The 17065-nt window shown below is 68.1% G+C and carries 13 protein-coding genes; 8 read left to right on the forward strand and 5 right to left on the reverse strand.

Going from position 1 to position 17065, the window contains the following annotated elements; genetic code table 11:
- Positions 1-4: 4 nt before the first annotated feature.
- Together EKM57_RS01555 and EKM57_RS01560 are read left to right on the forward strand one after the other, a co-directional pair.
- Positions 5-1033 carry an ABC transporter ATP-binding protein gene (locus tag EKM57_RS01555; protein ID WP_129790692.1) on the forward strand — a complete coding sequence of 343 codons (1029 nt, stop codon included), beginning with the start codon at positions 5-7 and terminating at the stop codon, positions 1031-1033.
- Between the two features lie 64 nt (positions 1034-1097).
- Positions 1098-3146 carry a GGDEF domain-containing protein gene (locus tag EKM57_RS01560; protein ID WP_206185254.1) on the forward strand — a complete coding sequence of 683 codons (2049 nt, stop codon included), beginning with the start codon at positions 1098-1100 and terminating at the stop codon, positions 3144-3146.
- Between the two features lie 87 nt (positions 3147-3233).
- On the opposite strand, the gene EKM57_RS01565 is transcribed toward EKM57_RS01560, so the two are convergent.
- From EKM57_RS01565 to EKM57_RS01575, 3 genes are all read right to left on the reverse strand, one after another.
- A complete protein-coding gene (locus tag EKM57_RS01565; protein ID WP_129790694.1) occupies positions 3234-4130 on the reverse strand; it encodes a cyclopropane-fatty-acyl-phospholipid synthase family protein in 897 nt (298 codons plus the stop codon).
- Between the two features lie 61 nt (positions 4131-4191).
- On the reverse strand, positions 4192-5595 hold the full coding sequence (locus EKM57_RS01570; protein WP_129790695.1) for a sensor histidine kinase: 1404 nt from the start codon (positions 5593-5595) through the stop codon (positions 4192-4194).
- Positions 5596-5680: 85 nt separating this feature from the next.
- Positions 5681-6118, reverse strand: a complete 438-nt coding sequence (locus EKM57_RS01575; protein ID WP_129790696.1) for a cyclopropane-fatty-acyl-phospholipid synthase family protein — start codon at positions 6116-6118, stop codon at positions 5681-5683.
- 199 nt (positions 6119-6317) lie between these two features.
- Between EKM57_RS01575 and EKM57_RS01580 the strand changes: the two genes are divergently transcribed.
- Positions 6318-8828 carry a TonB-dependent siderophore receptor gene (locus tag EKM57_RS01580; protein WP_129790697.1) on the forward strand — a complete coding sequence of 837 codons (2511 nt, stop codon included), beginning with the start codon at positions 6318-6320 and terminating at the stop codon, positions 8826-8828.
- Entirely contained in the window at positions 8828-10315 is a 1488-nt protein-coding gene (locus EKM57_RS01585) for a CehA/McbA family metallohydrolase (protein ID WP_243450844.1), read from the forward strand. The genes EKM57_RS01580 and EKM57_RS01585 overlap by 1 nt, the downstream gene beginning before the upstream one ends.
- An 85-nt stretch (positions 10316-10400) precedes the next feature.
- On the opposite strand, the gene aqpZ is transcribed toward EKM57_RS01585, so the two are convergent.
- Positions 10401-11153 carry an aquaporin Z gene (gene aqpZ, locus EKM57_RS01590; protein WP_129790698.1) on the reverse strand — a complete coding sequence of 251 codons (753 nt, stop codon included), beginning with the start codon at positions 11151-11153 and terminating at the stop codon, positions 10401-10403.
- 587 nt (positions 11154-11740) lie between these two features.
- Between aqpZ and EKM57_RS01595 the strand changes: the two genes are divergently transcribed.
- The gene (locus EKM57_RS01595) at positions 11741-12205 is read left to right on the forward strand and encodes a carboxymuconolactone decarboxylase family protein (RefSeq protein WP_129790699.1); all 465 of its coding nucleotides are present in this window, start codon (positions 11741-11743) and stop codon (positions 12203-12205) included.
- Positions 12202-13083: a sigma-70 family RNA polymerase sigma factor gene (locus EKM57_RS01600; protein ID WP_129790700.1), complete on the forward strand. Its 882-nt coding sequence runs from the start codon at positions 12202-12204 to the stop codon at positions 13081-13083. Before EKM57_RS01595 ends, EKM57_RS01600 begins: the two co-directional genes overlap by 4 nt.
- 84 nt (positions 13084-13167) lie before the next feature.
- Here EKM57_RS01600 and EKM57_RS01605 read toward each other — a convergent pair whose 3' ends face one another.
- Positions 13168-13626, reverse strand: coding sequence for a GNAT family N-acetyltransferase (locus tag EKM57_RS01605; protein WP_129790701.1), 459 nt, complete (start codon positions 13624-13626; stop codon positions 13168-13170).
- A gap of 209 nt (positions 13627-13835) precedes the next feature.
- On the opposite strand from EKM57_RS01605, the gene EKM57_RS01610 reads away from it, so the two are divergent.
- Together EKM57_RS01610 and EKM57_RS01615 are read left to right on the forward strand one after the other, a co-directional pair.
- Entirely contained in the window at positions 13836-15461 is a 1626-nt protein-coding gene (locus tag EKM57_RS01610; protein WP_129790702.1) for a hypothetical protein, read from the forward strand.
- Positions 15443-17050, forward strand: coding sequence for a hypothetical protein (locus tag EKM57_RS01615; protein ID WP_129790703.1), 1608 nt, complete (start codon positions 15443-15445; stop codon positions 17048-17050). Before EKM57_RS01610 ends, EKM57_RS01615 begins: the two co-directional genes overlap by 19 nt.
- The last annotated feature ends 15 nt before the right edge of the window (positions 17051-17065 follow it).

The raw sequence follows: 17065 nt of genomic DNA on the forward strand, positions 1-17065 counted from the left end.
CGCCATGACCGTCGCGCTGCCGCCTTCCGTCGACATTCGCGGCGTGACCCGCGCCTATCCGGGCACGCTCGCGCTCGATTCGGTGTCGCTGGCGCTTCGATCGGGCCGGATCACCTGCCTGCTCGGCCCATCCGGATGCGGCAAGAGCAGCCTCCTGCGCGTCGTCGCAGGGCTGGAGCCGGTGGATTCGGGTGAGATCGAGGGCGGCGGTCGGCGCCTTTCGGCACCCGGCTTCACCGTTCCGCCGGAAGGCCGCAATATCGGCCTCGTCTTCCAGGACCTCGCCCTCTTCCCGCATCTTACGGTCGCGCAGAATGTCGCTTTCGGGCTGGACCGGCTGGACCGGCCGGCGCGCCGGGCGCGGGTATCGGAGCTGCTCGCCCGTTTCAAGCTCGCCCATCGCGCGGACGCCTGGCCCCACACCCTTTCCGGCGGCGAGCAGCAGCGGGTAGCGATCGCCCGCGCACTGGCCCGCGAGCCGGCGGCGTTGCTGCTCGACGAGCCCTTTTCCGGCCTGGACGGCGATCTGAAGGCGGAGGTGCGCCAGGTCGTCCTTTCCGGCCTGCGGGCCGCGCGCGCCGCCATCCTGATCGTCACCCACGATCCCGAGGAAGCGATGCTGGTCGCCGACGACCTTGCTTTGATGTCGGCCGGCCGGCTGCTCCAGAGTGGAAGCCCGCGGGACTGCTACCTCAACCCGTCTTCGCTGGCCGCGGCGCGGTTGCTCGGTCCGGCCAATCTCGTAACGGCGCGCGTCGAGGCCGGCATCGCGCATTCCCCCTTCGGCGCTGTGACGGCGGATATGCCGGACGGGCCGGCGACGATGATGATCAGGCCCGAAGGCCTTCGGCTCGCCGCCCAAGGCGCCGCGGTCGCCGTCGCCGACGTCCATTTCGGCGGCGCCTTCCATGAGGTCACCGTGGAGGCGGAAGGCGTCACCGCCATCCTGCGCCACACCGGCCCGCACGTGCCTGCCACCGGCCCGGCACACCTGGTCATGGACCCGGATCGGGTGCGGCTCTTTCCCCACTGACGGAGTCCATTCCCGGCAGCGTCCGCCGGACGCGGGTCCATGCCCGGTTTGTGATTTGATAACCTTGATCGGCCACAAGGGGCGGAGGGACGACAAGTCCAGCGGTGCAGGCGGCCTCGGCGTGCCGGCCAGTCTTGGGGCGGCGGGTTACGGAACGACTGCAAGCACGACGATGATCCAATCGCCCGACACGAATTCCGGAACCCGATCATTCGGCGCCGCCGCCGCGCGGGCGATCATTCTCTGGGCGGCGCTTGCCACGATGGTGCTCACCGGCATCAGCTATCTGCTGGCTTCGGCCCGCGCAGAGCGCCAGGCGCTCGAACGCCTGTCCGAATATGTCTCCCAGCGCGGCGAATCCGAAAGCCAGCTCTTCCTGGCCGCGCAGGCCAATCTCGAGACCTTTCGAAGCCGCTTCCTCGAGCTCTACAATGATCCGGCCGTGCTGGCCTCGCCCCGGTTCGGAGACTGGTTCTACGAGGACCGGCACGGCGCCATCCGCCTTCGTCCCGAATATTTCGAAGGGCGGCGGGACAGCGACGGCACCCTTCGCCGCGGCACGTCGGCCTTCATGGGCCGCAAGCGGCCCGAGCTCACGCCGGAGCTCCAGCGGCGGATGATCATCGCCTATCAGCTGGTCGACCGCTTCGGGCCCGCCTGGCTCAACCAGTTCGACAACCTGCACGCCAGCCTTCCGGAAAACGCCCTCATCATCCACTGGCCGGGCGGAAATTGGGGCGCGAATGCCGATCCGGACCTCGACATGACGGCCGGTGCGGTCATCAAGGCGACCCTGCAGTCGCACAATCCCGAACGCAGGCCGGTCTGGACCGGGCTCTATTACGATCTGACGGCGGGGCATTGGGCGGTGACCTATCAGCTCCCGGTGGATCAGGGCGGTCGCCACCTCATCAACCCGAGCCACGACATCCGCCTCGGCGACCTCGTTCGTCGGCTCGCCGAGGATCATCCGCCCGGCGGCCGCAATCTCATCCTCTCCGACCGCGGCGAACTCGTTGCTCAGCCCGAACGGATGGACGAGATCTTCCAGAACCGGGGCGTGCTGGACATCGGCAAGCTCGGCGATCCCGCGCTCCGGGCGATCCATCAGGCGTTGCAGGAGGACATCGTCGGCCGGGCGCCGGACCGACAGGCCCGCGTCGTCCGGATCGACGCGCTGGACGCCTATGTCGCCTTCGCCCGTATCGAGGGGCCGGGCTGGTGGTTCGCGACGATCTATCCGCGCTCCCTGGTCTCGCGTCAGGCGCACGAAGCTGCCGGAATCATCCTGCTGCTCGGCCTCCTGCTCCTCGCCTTGGTCGCCACGGCCGTCCTGGCCATCCTGCGCCTCAGGGTGGCACGCCCGCTGGCCGAGCTGGAATGCGCGTCACGGCGAATTGCGGCCGGGGAGCATGAGGCGGTCGCCGCGGGCGAGATCCCGCTCCCGGTCGAGCGGCGCGACGAAATCGGCCTGCTCGCGCGCGCATTCAGGTCGATGGCGACGGAGATCGGTGCGGCGAGCGCGGAGCTGGAGCGCAACGTCGCCGCGCGGACCGTCGAGCTGCGGCTTGCCAATCGCCGCCTCGAGCAGTTGAGCCTCCGGGACGGCCTCACCGGAGCCTTGAACCGAAGGGCGCTCGACAGCGATCTCGCCGCGGCGGCGCGCCGGGCCCGCGAGGTCGGCCTGCCCTGCGCCCTGTTGCTGTGCGACATCGATCATTTCAAAGCTTATAATGACAGCTATGGTCACCTCGCCGGAGATCAGGTGCTGGTCCTGGTGGCGAGCACCGTCGCCCAGTCCGTGCCGGACGGGCGGGTCTATCGGTATGGCGGCGAGGAATTCGCCGTCATCCTCGATCCCTCGGAATGCAATTGCGCATCGGTCGGCGACCAGCTCGTGCGTCGTATCGCCGCGCTGCAAATGCCGCACCGAGGCAGCCCGCTGGGGATCATCACGATGAGCGCCGGCCTGGCCTATGTGGGCGACGGTCTCGCGGGCGCCGCGGCGCTGCTGGAAGCGGCCGACGCGCAGCTCTATCGCGCCAAGGAAGGTGGCCGGAACCGCCTCGCTTGCGACGACGTAGCGGAAGCCGGCGTCTCCGACGCGGCCTAGGCTTGGGCGGATCCGGCAACGAACATATTTCGCACGGAAGCTGCCGAAGCGCGGCGCTCCTCTTGGAGGCCAGCCGCCTCCCCTCCTCTACGTTTGCGGGGTCTCGTCGCCCGACTCTTCGCGGCCGCGCTCGGCGTGCCAGGACTGCGCCGGATCGGTCGGGACGATGCGGCCGCCGCTCACCCGGCCCGCATAGCGGCGCGATCCCGCCTCCGTCGCGACCGCGAAGTCGATCCGGTCGCCGGTCAGCCGTCCGCGGGCGATGGGGAGGTCCTCGTCCCCGTTCCGAAGCGCGCCGGTGAAGGCCTGGAAGCGCTGGGAGATACGGAGCTCGCCGACGCGGCCCGCTTCGTCGGTGAAGCGCCAGACGCCGTCGACCTGGGCCGGCACCGTCCACAAATGGACCCGTGCGCCGCCGACGCGGTGGGTCTCGTCCGGCCGCCATTCGCCCATGTCGAAGGCGTGGCTGACGATGCGGGAGCCGGGGCGCAACTGCGACAGCAAGCGCGGGCGCAGCCGCAGGTTGACCTCGGGCAGAAGGAATAGCGTGACGACGGTAGCGTCCGACAGCGGCGTCTCGAACAGATTCTCGACCCGGAAGCGGACCCGATCGGCGACGCCCGCCCGCCGGGCATTTTCCTGCGCTTCGCCGATCAGAACGGGATCGATGTCGACGCCGAGGCCGCGCGCGCCGCGGTCGCGCGCGGCCGCGATGAGGATCCGTCCGTCGCCGGTGCCCAGATCGATGACATGATCAGATGGACCGACGCGCGCGGCTTCCAGCATCCGGTCGACCACGGCAGGGCGCGTGCCGGCATAAGGGACATCCAGGTCGAGCCGTCCGTGGACGAGGCTCGACAACGAGCATCGGCTCTGCGTGACCGAGAGGCAGCCCAGGCCGGTGACGACGAGCAGCCCGACGAGCAAAGTCAGCCCGCCTGCCGCCAGATGCGGCGCCCAAGACGCACGCAGTCCCCATCTCATGCCCCGTCATCCCTACCCGCCGCCTGCGCTTCACGAAAGGGGCGGCTGGTCGCCCATTCCTTCAGGATTCGGCCACCAGCTGGTCGACAGGCGCCGACAGGCAGACCTCCAGCCCTTCCGGTCGCCAGGTGCGGACCAGTTCGGCGCCAAGCTGGCCCTTGAGGGTGATATCCACCAATCGGCTGCCGAAGCCGAAATGCTCGGGCTCGCGCACCGGCGGCCCGCCTTTCTCCAGCCAGCGCAGGGTGAAGCGTTCGGCGGAACGCTCGCCGCGGACGCGGACCTGGCCCTCCGGCACGCTCAACGCGCCATATTTGGCGGCGTTCGTCGCCAGCTCATGGACGGCCAGGGAGATCGGGGTGGCGGCGCGATTCCTCAGCGGCGCATCGTCGCCTTCTACGAGAACCCGCTCCCGGCCCTCCAGTCCATAAGGCGACAGCAGCTGCCGAACCAGGCCGAGCACGGAGGCTCGCTGCGCCTCCGACGGGACGCCGTCGCCGTGCGGCCGGGCATAATCATGTGCCCGGCCGAGCGCGGCGATGCGATCGCGCACCTCGTCGGCGAAGGCGCGCGCCTCCGGATGCTGGCGGACCGAAAGCGCGATCAGGCCGGAAACGACGGCGAAGATGTTCTTGATCCGGTGGCTCAGTTCCTTGCTCGCCAGCTCCATCTGCTCGCCGAAGGACTTCTGCGCCTGGATGTCGGTGCAGGTGCCCATCCAGCGGATGATCTGCCCCGCCTCGTCGCGGACCGGATGCGCTCGGCCGAGCATCCACCGATAGTCGCCGGAACGGTGCCTCAGCCGATATTCGATCTCATAGGGATCGCCGGTGGCGAGGCTGTGCCGCCACCGCGCGAAGGTCCGTTCTTGATCGTCGGGATGGAACAGGTCGGCCCAGCCATCCCCGTCGCTCGACCCGGGCGTCGCCCCGGTATATTCATACCAGCGGCGGTTGAAGAAATCGTGATAGCCGTCCGGGCGAGTCACCCAGATCATCTGGTCCACCGATTCGACGATGTCGGCGAGCAGGGCTCGGCTCTCCTCCAGCGCTCGCTCGATGCTCTTATGTGCGGTGATATCCAGGAAGAGAACGGCGAAACGCTCGTCTCCGAGCGGGTGGGCGCGCGCTTCGTAGGATCGATGGTCCAGGGCCGGAACCTCGACCTCGAACGCGGCAGGCTCGCCGCTGTCCACCACTGCGCCGTAGCGACGCACGATGCTGGCCGGAAAGCCCGGTATCGCCGCGCTCACGCAATGGCCCAAGGCGGCGCTCGCCGTCAGCCCGGTCTGCTCCGTGAAGGCCGGATTGACCTCGCGGAAGATGAAATCCGCGGCCCGGCCCGCCTCGTCGCGGACGAGCTCGGCCACGAAGAAGCCTTCGCGAATCTTCTGGAAAAGGCCTCGATAGCTGGCCTCGCCGAGAGGCTGCTCCTCCCCGGGCTCCGCCACGGCCGCATCGTTCATCGGGCACGCCACTCCCTTTTCGTGCCGAACGTGTGCGGCCGACGGCTGTTCCTGCGGCGCGCCGGCGGTGGAGGCAAGATACGCGTCAGCAAAAGTCGCTCAGTCGAATCTCGCGCAGCGGATCGCCGCCGTCGATGAACAGGCGTCCCGCCGGCGCGAGCGCCGCGGCGATGCGCGGCACGGCCTGACGGCCCGCTCGCGGGTGCCGTCCGTCGAACGCACCGACCCGAACGGCCAAAGCGATATCGAAAGGCGCCTCCCCGGCCTCGAGCTGGAAATCCTCGGCGGCGACATGCCGGAAGCTCAAGCGCCCGGCGGCGAGCTCCTGCGCGGAGGCGGCAACGGCCTGGGCGATCGCCCTGGCGGACCGGTCGATGCCCAGCACATGGCCATCGCCGATGCGGCTCGAGACGGCGCGGGCGGCAGCCCCGGGACCGCAGCCGATCTCCAGCACGCGCAGGCCCGGACGAAGCGGAAGGGCGTCGACGATTGCCGCCAGCCGTGGAGACAGGGGATTGGTCATAGCGCCGTGTGACTCCCGGTCGGCGCCGGTTCAACGCCTTCCCTGTTCGTCGCAGCGGGCTCGGGCGGGAGCCAACGGCGTCACCGCAGTGCAGCAGAGATTTCATTGCACCGCAGCAATCAGGCCATGGAAGCGCAACGGCCGGCCCCTAGCGACCCGATCGACCGCAACAAGCGGCAATCGAGCAAGGGGTCCCAAGATGAGTTTCCGAAAGTTCGCGTCCGCCGGCCTGTCCGCCTTCCTCGCCAGCACCAGCAGCCTCGCGCTGGCCCAGACCGGCCCCGGTGACGGGCCTGTCACGACGAGCGGCGGCGACGAGGAAATCGTCGTCACCGGCCGCGCGGGGGCGTCCGAGCGCACTCGGCTGGAGACGAGCTACGCCATCACCACGATCGACAATGACGCGCTGCGCTCGCGCGCGCCGTCGAGCGTCACCGAGGCGCTCAAGTCGGTGCCCGGATTCTGGGTGGAGGCATCGGGCGGCGAAGGGAGCGGCAATGTCCGCGCGCGCGGCATTCCGGTCGACGGCTTCGGCTCGATCAACCTCCTCGAGAACGGGCTTCCCGTCCAGCACGACCCTTCGCTCGGCTATCTCAATGCCGACCAGGCCTTTCGGATCGACGAGTCGATCGAGCGAATCGAGGTGGTGCGCGGCGGCCCCTCCTCCATCTTCTACTCGAACGCGCCGGGCGGCGCGGTCAACTTCATCACCCGGCAGCCCGGTGACACGCTCGGCGGCGTTGCACGCGTGCTCTACGGGCCGACCGCCGACCTCTATCGCTTCGACGGCTGGATCGGCGCACCGCTCGGCGCCGGCTGGAGCCTCGGCGTCGGCGGCTATTACCGCAACGAAGCCGGCGTGCGAGACCCCGGCTTCACCGGCAATCGTGGCGGCCAGATCCGCGCCGACGTGAATTACGACTTCGGCAACGGCAGCGTGACGTTCGGCTACAAGAGAATCGACGACCATGCGATCTTCTACACCGGCATTCCGCTGACCAAGGACCGCGAGGGCGACGTCGTCGGGCTGCCCGGCTTCGATCCCCATTACGACACGACCGCGAGCCGGGCGACCGCCTTCATGACCCTGCGCAGCGCGGACGGGCCCGTCTTCTTCGACAATGCCGACGGCACCGATATCGAGCTCGACCAGTTCAGCCTGCTGGCCGACTGGGAGATCGCGCCGGGCTGGGAACTCACCAACCGCGCCCGCTACCGTGATTCCCGGACGGTCCGCAACGGCGTCTATCCCGCCTCCGTCAGCACCGCGACGTCTCTGCTCGACCAATATCGAGGCCAGGTGCTGACCGCCTTCCCGACCGCGACGAGCGTGCAGCTGCGCTACGTGGACACCGGCGAAGCCTTCGACCTGACCGGCCAGAACGGCAATGGCGACATATTCATCAATGCCGCGCGTCCCGTGACCGTCGAGGAGAGCGAATTCCTCAACGACCTGCGCCTTGCCCACAGCTTCGAGATCGGCGGCATGACGCACGATTTCGCGATCGGCTTCTATTATGCGCGCATCGAAGAGACGTTCGTCCGCTATTCGGCTTCGACGATCCAGGACGTCTCCGGCAACTCGCGCCTGCTCGATCTCGTCGCGCTCGGCGCCGGCGGGCAGGTGGTCGGTGCGCTCACCGAGAATGGCGTCGCCCGCTACGGTTCCGAGTTCGCCAACGGGCGCGGCACGCAGGACACGTTCGCGCTCTATGCGGCGGACGAATGGCAGGTGACGCCGCAGCTTCGCATCGACGCCGGCCTGCGCTGGGAAACGGTCAGCACCCGGGGCGCGCAGGAGGGCAGCCAAACCGTCGACCTCGGCGACCCGACGACGCTCGCCGACAATGCCGTGCTGACCGGAAATGGCGTCTTCACGCCGTTCGACCGCCGGTTCGACCGCGTCGGCTACACCATAGGCGCCGACTGGCGGTTCGATGCCCGGGCGGGACTGTTCGCGCGCTACACCTCGGCCTTCCGCCTGCCGAGCGTCGGCAGCTTCATCACCAGCGCGACCGCCGATCCGCGCACCCAGGGCATCGACCTGTGGGAGGCGGGCGTCAAATATCAGTCGCGGCTGGCGAGCCTCTATCTCACCGGCTTCCTCACCGACTTCGACTCCTATTCGATCGGCAATACGAGATTCGATCCGGTCACCCAGGGCTATGTGACCCAGACCGTCTATACCGACACCCGCTCTTACGGCGTCGAATTCGAAGGCACGGTTCGGCCCGTCGACTGGTTCGACTTCACGTTGAACGCCACCTACCAGGAGCCGACCTTCCGGAACCTGCGCTACGACGAACTGACCAGCGTGGAGGGCGTGCCGACTCTGGTGCCGCGCGATTATACGGGCAACCAGCTGCTTCGCGTGCCGAAGCTCGCGCTGCGGGCCACTCCGGCCGTCACCCTGTTCGAGGATCGCCTGCGCGCCCAGCTCGATATCGAACACTATTCCAAGCGCTATGCCGATGCGGCCAACAGGTCGGTGCTGCCGGCCTACACGGTGCTGAACGCGAGCGTCCGCTTCCAGCTCACCGATCGGATCGCGCTGTGGGCCTATGGCGACAATCTCACCAACACGATCGGCCTCACCGAAGGCAATCCGCGCGCCGGCGAGCTTACCAGCGGCCAGGCGAACGACCTGCTCTTCATCGGTCGTCCGATCCTCGGCCGGAATTTCCGCTTCGCCGTGGATTTCCGCTTCTGATGCGGGCCACGATCCTGTTAGCGGCCGCATGGCTGGCCGCCGCCATTCCGATGGCGGCGGCCGGTCAGGCGCCTACACCCGCTCCGGACCTCAGTTTCACCGGGGAGATTGTCGGCGCGGATCATCAGACCTATCGGCCGGTGCCCTTCGACGTGCCTGAGGGCGTCGGGCGGATCACCGTCACGCTCGCCTACGATCGGTCGAACCGCACGGTCGTCGACATGGGCGTGTGGGACCCGGCGCGCTTCCGCGGCTGGAGCGGCGGCACGCGCGACCGCTTCACTCTTGCGCCGAGCGACGCCACGCCAGGCTATCTGGCCGGCGACCTTCCCGCCGGTCGCTGGCGCCTCATGCTGGGCGTGCCCAATGCGCGCAGCGGCGCGCGGGCGGCTTATGAGGTCAAAGTCTATTTCGATCGCGCCGGAGAGCATCGCGCGACCGAAGCCATCGCCGATCCGCCGCTGAAAGACGGCCCCGGCTGGTATCGCGGCGATCTCCATCTGCACGACGCCCACAGCGACGGAAGCTGCGAGAGCCGAAGCGGACGACGCGTCCCCTGCCCGCTCTTCCGCACCGTCGAAGCGGCGGCCGAAGCCGGATTGGACTTCATCGCCGTCACCGATCACAACACCACCGCCCATTTCGGCGGCCTGCGCGAGCTCCAGCCTTATTTCGACGATCTGCTGCTCATCCCCGGAATCGAGATCACCACCTTCGGCGGCCATGCCAACATCTTCGGCCCGCGGCGCTTCGTCGATTTCCGGGTGGGGTCGGACGAGGTGGCCGATATCCGGGTTTTGCAACGCGACGCCGCGGCGGCAGGTGCGATCCTGTCGCTCAACCATCCCGCACTGCCTTCGGGCGAGCCATGCATGGGCTGCGGCTGGACCTGGCCCGACACCGACTTTGGCGCCGTCGCGGCGATCGAGGCGATAAACGGCACGATGACGCAGGGCCCGCTCGCCGGGCTGGGCTTCTGGTACGCCCGTCTGAACGAGGGACATCGCCTTACCGGCATCGCCGCCAGCGACAATCACGATCCGGATGTGGCCCCGGGTCAGGCACCCCCCGGCCCTTCTCCGGTGGGCCGCCCGGCGACGGTGGTCTACGCCCGCAACCTCTCGATGCCGGCAATCCTCGACGCGATCCGGGCCGGCAATGTCTTCATCGATGTTGAAGGCACTCGAAGCCGACGGCTCGAAGTCGAGGCGCAGGCAGGCCGCGACCGCGCGTCCATGGGCGAGACGCTGGCGGGCCGCCGGCAAGTGGCGATCCATGCCGTCGTGGCCGGAGCGGCGGGTGCCTTCGCCGAACTGATCGTCAATGGACAGCCGCTCGGCCAGCGCCGATCGATCTCATCGGACGAGGCGCAATTGTTCCTGTCCCTGGAGCCCGGCCAAGCCTGCGGCTGGCTCGCGATCAACGTCCGCGAAGCGGACGGCCGACCACTGCTGGTCGGCAACCCCGTCTATCTTCGGTGCGACTAGCGCGGCGGCGGATCGGGGGCGCTGGCAGGGCAGATGCGAAGATCGCCTGCTCCTGGTCCGCACCTCCGACCCGCGGCTGCGGCGCTCAGGCCGTCGCGCCCGGGGACTCGGACGCCGTCCCCGAAATATCCGGCTTCGCGGAGGCCTCCACGAACAGCATGCGGTAGGCGGCGCCTCCGACGAGGCCGCCGATCAGCGGGGCCAGCCAGAACAGCCAGAGCTGCTGCAGAGCGAGGCCGCCGACGAACAGCGCCGGTCCGGTGCTCCGCGCCGGATTGACCGACGTGTTGGTCACCGGGATGCTGATCAGGTGGATCAGGGTCAGCGCGAGACCGATCGCGATCGGGGCAAAGCCCGCCGGCGCGCGCGTGTCGGTCGAACCGAGGATGATGATCAGGAATCCGGCGGTGAGGACCAGCTCGATCGTCAGCGCGGAAGTCAGGGCATATCCGCCCGGCGAGCCCTCGCCATAGCCGTTCTGCGCGAGTCCGGAGGCGGCAAGGTCGAAGCCCGGTTGCCCGCTCGCAATCATCACCAGCAAGGCGGCGGCGGCGATGGCGCCGGCGAGCTGGGCCGCCACGTAGGGGAGAATGTCGCCGGCGGGAAACCGCCTGCCAGCCCATAGTCCGACCGTGACCGCCGGATTGAGGTGGCAGCCGGAAATATGACCGATCGAATAGGCCATGGTGAGGACCGTGAGGCCGAAGGCGAGGGAAACGCCGAGCAGGCCGATCCCCACTTCGGGAAAGGCCGCCGCCAGCACGGCGCTCCCGCACCCTCCAAAAACCAGCCAGAAGGTTCCGATTCCCTCCGCCGCCATCCGTCTGCCGATATGCATTGGCCCCTCCTTCCACTGAATTCCGACGCGAAGCCGAGTGCCCGGGACGCGCCGCGGCAACAAATGACCAGGCGCGCTGCGGCGCCCATTGCGCGCTCACCGGAGCGGAGAGGCGCGTTTACTTCTTTCTACCATATCGCGCCGGGGCCGAGAAGGAAGCTGCCGAGAGCGGCAACATTCTCTAGTTAATGCTAGTTTACACTTTGCTCGAATGGAGCGTCCCGAAACCAGCTCGTTTCTGGGCGGTCATGACGATCTTCACGCGATCCGGCGCTTCCTGCTTCCGCAAGCGGACGGACGCGCGGCCGGAGGCCGACGCAAAAGCGTCGGGAAAGCTAGAGTTGCAGCGCCAGCAATACGAGGGTCACCGCGACGACCCCGGCCATGCCGCCGATCAGTCTCATTTCCTCGACCGTCGGTATCGAGCGCCTGCATCTTCCGTCCATGCTCGTCTCCAGGGTCGATCATCTCAGGGACGCCGAGCGGCCGCCCGATCCGCAGCGGGGTGCGGCGAAGAAAATATGCGCTTGATGTCACATCCGCCGGCGCTGTCCCGTCTTGTTTGCGCTAGATCGAAAGGAGCGAACATGACACCCCGACTGAATCCCTTCGCCGCCGCGCCCAAGCCGATGCAGGCCTGGCTGGACTTCAGCCTCGGCCTCGAGGGCGTGGATCCCCGTATCGCCGAGCTGGTCAAGATCCGCGCATCGCAGATCAACGGCTGCGCCAATTGCCTGGCCATGCACACTCGTGAGGCGCGCGCGAAGGGCGAGACCGAGCAGCGCCTCTACCTGCTCGACGCGTGGCACGAAGCGCCCGTCTATGACGAACGGGAGCGCGCCGCTTTGGCCTGGACGGACGCGCTGACCCGCCTTCCGGATGCACGAGCCCCCGACGAGGTGTATGAGGCGCTGAATGCGCAGTTCACCCCGGAGGAGCAGGTGGCGCTCACGCTTCTGATCGTGACGATCAACGGCTGGAACCGGCTTGCGGTGGGATTCCGAATATTCCACCCCGAAGCGGCGGCAAAAGCCGCCCGGCAGGCGGCATGAGCGCGACCGCTATTGAAGCGGGCGCAGCGGAGACGTTCGATCCGCTGCGCCCGCGCCTGATCCGGATCGCCTATCGGATGCTCGGCTCGCTCGCCGATGCCGAGGACGTCGTTCAGGAGGCATTCCTGCGCTGGCTGCGCAGCGACCGGGCGTCGGTACGGGAACCCGAGGCCTTCCTTTGCCGCGTCGTCACCCGCATCGCCATCGACCAGCTCAATTCGGCGCGGCGCCGGCGCGAAGTCTATGTCGGACCTTGGCTGCCCGAACCGATCGTCGAGCCGGAAGAGGATTTGGCGGACGACGTGACCCTGCCGCTGCTGATGGCGCTCGAGCGGTTGTCGCCGCTCGAACGTGCGGCCTTTCTGCTGCACGACATATTCGGCCTCCCGTTCGAGGAGGTGGCGGAAACGATCGGTCGCGATCCGGCGGCGTGCCGTCAGCTCGCCAGCCGCGCCCGCACTCATGTGCGCGCGACGCGGCCGCGCTTCCCCGTCGACCGCGAACGCGGCATGGAGATCGCCGCCGCCTTCTTCGCCGCCTCCCGCAGCGGCGACATGAAGGCGCTCCGCACCCTGCTGGCGGACGGCGTAACCGTGGAGAGCGACGGCGGCGGCAAACGGCCGGCAGCGATGCGGCCGATCCGCGGCATCGAGGACGTGATGAGGCTTCATTCAAGCCTCGCCCGATTCTTCGCCAAGGGCAGATCCAGGATCCTCTGCTACGGCCTGATCAACGGTCTGCCCGGCTTCGTCACCCGCGAGGCCGACGGCATGCTGCAGACCACGGCCCTGGCGATCGACGGCGACCGTATCAGCCACGTCTACATCGTCCGGAACCCCGAAAAGCTGGCGCGGCTGGATGGCCAGCTGGTGCACTAGAAGGTTCAGGGGATGCACCTCTGCTTCCGCGTCCTTGTCCCGGCGGGGGGCGGGATCGATGGGAATGCTCGGCGCTTCCGGGTCTTACAGCGCCATGTGGAAGAACTGGTTGAACTCGGTCGGCACATAGCCGGCAAACGCTTCGCCCTTCGAGAAGCCTCGGCGTCGATACAAGGTCAGCGCCGCTTCGAAGGCGAAACCTCTTCCAGTCTCGAGGCTGAGGCGCCGGTAGCCGCGGCTGCGCGCCGTTTCGATGATGTGGTCGAGCAAAGCGGAGGCGACTCCCTTGCGCAGGAAATCCGGATGGGTCCGCATCGACTTGATCTCGCCGGTTCCGTCGCCGAGCGCCTTTAGCGCGCCGATCCCGACGAGCGAGCCGCCATGGCGTGCGGCCCAGAGCGTCACGCCAGGCGCGCGTAAGCCCAAAAGATCGAGCGCGAAGCTGTGGCCGGGCGGCGATCCGGCCTGCATCCCGGCCAGGTGAAGCGCCAGCAGCGCGCGCGTCTCCTCGCCCGAAAGATCGTCCTCGCTAATCTCGATCATGCCGCCTCCGTCGGCGCGATCCTACGCAGCGGCGCCGCCGGACTCCACGTGAGGAATTGACCCGTCTCGCTCGCGGGGCGCGGCAAAGACGGAACCGAAGGTCCACGCCGCCTCGCGTCGCGGCTCCCGCGGCGAAGCACAGGATTTTTCGTTCGAGAGCTTGCCCGAACATGCTAGGATGAAGAAGATCGCGCGCGGGGGGCGGGCACATGCGCCAGACGACCTTGTCGGTACCGCTGGAGGTGAAGCCGGAGAGCAGTGCCCGGCTGACCGACCTCATCGAGGCGCTGCGGCAGCGCGAGGAAACGCCGCCGCTCGGCCATCCGCAGGAATATGCCCGCATCATGCGCGACGTGCCGTCGCTGCATTTCATGTCGATGAGCGTCTTCCCCAGCCACGATTACGATCCCCTGTTCATTCTGGAGGCCAATTTCGACGGCCCGTCCGGCGCCTTCTGGGGCCAGATCGAAGCCGCGTTCGGCGAGGATCTTCGGGCGATGCTGCGCTGCTGCAAGCGGCCGCTCGATCGCGACGGGCCGCTCTACGATGCGGTGACCGCGCCGGATTCGCGCCTGGCGGTCGCGCCTTATTTCGAGGCGCGAACGATGCGGCCGAGCGTGTTCCACCACGGCAATCGCGGCATGACGCGCGACCGCATCCTCGATGAAGCCGCCTTGTTCCTCGCGATCCGCGACGAATTGCACGAAGCCGACAGCGATGGGCCGAGCCCGTATCGCGGCGCTTCGGCCGCGGAGGCGCACCAGAAGTTGCGGGCGGCATTGCTGCCCGCCTTTCCCTGGCTGGATCATCGCGCCCCGAAGCGGATTCCGCTGACGGAGCGGGCCACCGATATCGTTCGGCTGCTGCTGTTCGCCGTCGCCGCAGTCTTCATCGTCTCGCTGCCCGGCATCATCCTGCAAGCCTTCATGCGGACCGACCGCTACCTGATCGCGCTAATCGGGCTGATGATCGCGATCGTCGTCCTGCTCTTTCTCAAGCGCAAGCCGCTGCCGGGCACCGAGGCGCCGGGCAAGTTCCGGCCGATCGCCTTCCTGCTCCGCCACAGCCTGCTCATCGTGCTCATGCTCGGCGCCTACCTGCTCATCGCCGTGCCGGTCGCCACCGGGCTGCACATGCTGTTCCGGGGCCTGGGCGCGGAGGCCGCGTGGCAACCGGCGCTCCGCGCGGTGCTGCTCGGCCTCGCCTTCATTCCGCTCGCCCTGCTCGCTTTGGTGCTTCGGCTGCGCTATCTGGAGCGCCGCGACAGCTGGCATGACGCGCCCCATACCGACGAGCAGAGCTTGCGCGAGATGGTCCGCCGCGAAGACTGGATCGCCCAGAATCACATGGGATCGATCGTGCTGATCAAACCCGGCGTGCTCAGGTCGATCATCATCCATGCGGGGCATCTCGGCCTCGGCCTGCTGCTGCGGGTCAAGGCAACCGACGGCTATCTCGGCAGCATGCGCACCGTCCATTTCGCCCACTGGGCGTTCCTCAACAATCACAGCCGCTTGCTCTTCTTCAGCAACTTCGATCATAGCTGGGACTCCTATCTCGACGACTTCATCGAGAAGGCGCATGCCGGCCTGACGCTGGCCTGGGGCTGCGGAGTCGGCTTCCCGCCGACCCGGTTCCTGGTGCTGGACGGGGCGAGCCACGGGCGGATGTTCAAGGCATGGGCGCTGGCCTCGCGGGCGGTGAGCCGCTTCTGGTACAGCGCCTACAAGGACCTCACCGTCGACCAGATCGAGCGCAACGCACGGATCGCGACGGGCCTGCGCCGCAAGTCCATGACCGAAAAGGAGGCAGGGCGATGGATGCTCGACCTGTAGCCACGGCGCCGCGCCGGCCGAGCTGGAAGCTGAAGCCGCCTCACGACGCGAACACGCAGGGACTGGTGGTGAGCGGGTTCGGTTCGCTGCCGACCGGGCGGGCCTTGTTCCTCGAATTCGGCTGGCCCGAGGGGACCGGCGGCGGCGCCTGGTTGAACGCCCTGGAGGCGGTGGCGCCGGTCACCGATGCCGACGATCCCGAAGCGAAGACGGCGGCGCTCGCCTTCACCTGGAGCGGCCTGAGGGCCATGGGGCTCGACCGGCGTGCGCTCGATTCCTTCTCGCGGCCCTTCCGCGAGGGCATGTTCCAGGAAGACCGCCTGAGGCGCCTGGGCGATCGGCGCGGCGGCGAATGGCTGGACACGGTGATTGACGGCGGCCCGAGATGGAGCGCCAACACGCCGCGACGCGAGGAAGTGACGGCGGAAGCCTGGACCGGCGCCGACCTGATGGAATCGGCGCCGGCCGGGGACGAGCAGGTGACGACGCCGATCACGGTCCATGCCCTGCTTCTTCTCTACGACGCTAACGAGGCGGAGGCGGAAGAACGCTGCAAGGCGGTCGAGGCGGCGCTGGCGCCACACGAGGTGCGCGTCGTCCATCGCCTGCCCTTGCTGCTCGATCCCGACGGGAAGGGTATCAGCCGCGATCATTACGGCTTCGCCGACGGCCTATCCCAGCCCATCCCCTACGACGAGGCAGCGCTGGTCGGCAGCGACGGAAAGCCGGTGGAGAAGAACCCGTGTAACGGCGTGCCGCTGGGCGAGATCCTCATCGGCCACACCAACGGCCATCGCGAGAAGGCGCAGGGACCGATCGTGCCCGACGATCCTGACGGGCGGCCTGCCGCCGCCGGACTGATGCCGCATGCGAGCGCGGAGGGGTTTTTCGACCTTGGCCTCGACGGCAGCTACATGGTGGTGCGCGAGCTGAACCAGGACGTCGCCGCCTTCTGGAAATCGCTGCAAGCCAATGCCGAGCGCATTCGCAAGCGCGATCCGCAGCATAGCGGCCATGTCGACACGATCTGGCTCGCCGAGCGGGTGATCGGCCGCAGCACCGACGGCCACCTGTTGTGCCCGGGCGGCTACCTGCCGCCCGACGGCTACGGGATGCCTGACAACGATTATCTGTTCCAGGCGCGCGATCCGCACGGGATCGGCTGTCCGGCCGGATCACATGTGCGCCGCGCCAATCCGCGCGACGCGCTGGCTCCCACGGCGAAGGAGGCCCAGAGCCTGCTCGACGCCGCCAACAACCACCGCATCCTTCGCCGAGGCCGCAAATATGGCCCCAAGATCGCGGACCCCTATCAGGATGACGGAAAGGAACGGGGCCTCCTGTTCGTCTGCCTCAACACCGACATCGCCCGCCAGTTCGAGTTCGTGCAGCAGACGTGGCTGCTCAACCAGAACTTCGCGACTCTCTATGACGAAACCGATCCGCTCCTCGGTCCCGCCGGGCGGATGACCATTCGGGAGCAGCCGCTGCGGCGGATCGTGGACGTCGAGACGTTCGTGAAGATGGCGGGCGGCGAATATTTCTTCCTGCCGAGCCTATCGGCGCTTCGCTACCTGGCGATGCTGTGAACGCGCCGGGATCCG

Origin of the sequence: Sphingosinicella sp. CPCC 101087 (genome assembly GCF_004151485.1) — a bacterium.
Lineage (GTDB): Bacteria > Pseudomonadota > Alphaproteobacteria > Sphingomonadales > Sphingomonadaceae > Allosphingosinicella.

Bases quoted from the DNA above. Each gene is read 5' to 3' on its own strand.
- EKM57_RS01555 (WP_129790692.1), top strand. From the start codon at position 5: ATGACCGTCGCGCTGCCGCCTTCCGTCGACATTCGCGGCGTGACCCGC.
- EKM57_RS01610 (WP_129790702.1), top strand. From the start codon at position 13,836: ATGCGCCAGACGACCTTGTCGGTACCGCTGGAGGTGAAGCCGGAGAGC.
- EKM57_RS01605 (WP_129790701.1), bottom strand. From the start codon at position 13,626: ATGATCGAGATTAGCGAGGACGATCTTTCGGGCGAGGAGACGCGCGCG.
- EKM57_RS01585 (WP_243450844.1), top strand. From the start codon at position 8,828: ATGCGGGCCACGATCCTGTTAGCGGCCGCATGGCTGGCCGCCGCCATT.
- EKM57_RS01615 (WP_129790703.1), top strand. From the start codon at position 15,443: ATGGATGCTCGACCTGTAGCCACGGCGCCGCGCCGGCCGAGCTGGAAG.
- EKM57_RS01595 (WP_129790699.1), top strand. From the start codon at position 11,741: ATGACACCCCGACTGAATCCCTTCGCCGCCGCGCCCAAGCCGATGCAG.
- EKM57_RS01580 (WP_129790697.1), top strand. From the start codon at position 6,318: ATGAGTTTCCGAAAGTTCGCGTCCGCCGGCCTGTCCGCCTTCCTCGCC.
- EKM57_RS01570 (WP_129790695.1), bottom strand. From the start codon at position 5,595: ATGAACGATGCGGCCGTGGCGGAGCCCGGGGAGGAGCAGCCTCTCGGC.
- EKM57_RS01565 (WP_129790694.1), bottom strand. From the start codon at position 4,130: ATGAGATGGGGACTGCGTGCGTCTTGGGCGCCGCATCTGGCGGCAGGC.
- EKM57_RS01600 (WP_129790700.1), top strand. From the start codon at position 12,202: ATGAGCGCGACCGCTATTGAAGCGGGCGCAGCGGAGACGTTCGATCCG.
- EKM57_RS01575 (WP_129790696.1), bottom strand. From the start codon at position 6,118: ATGACCAATCCCCTGTCTCCACGGCTGGCGGCAATCGTCGACGCCCTT.
- aqpZ (WP_129790698.1), bottom strand. From the start codon at position 11,153: ATGCATATCGGCAGACGGATGGCGGCGGAGGGAATCGGAACCTTCTGG.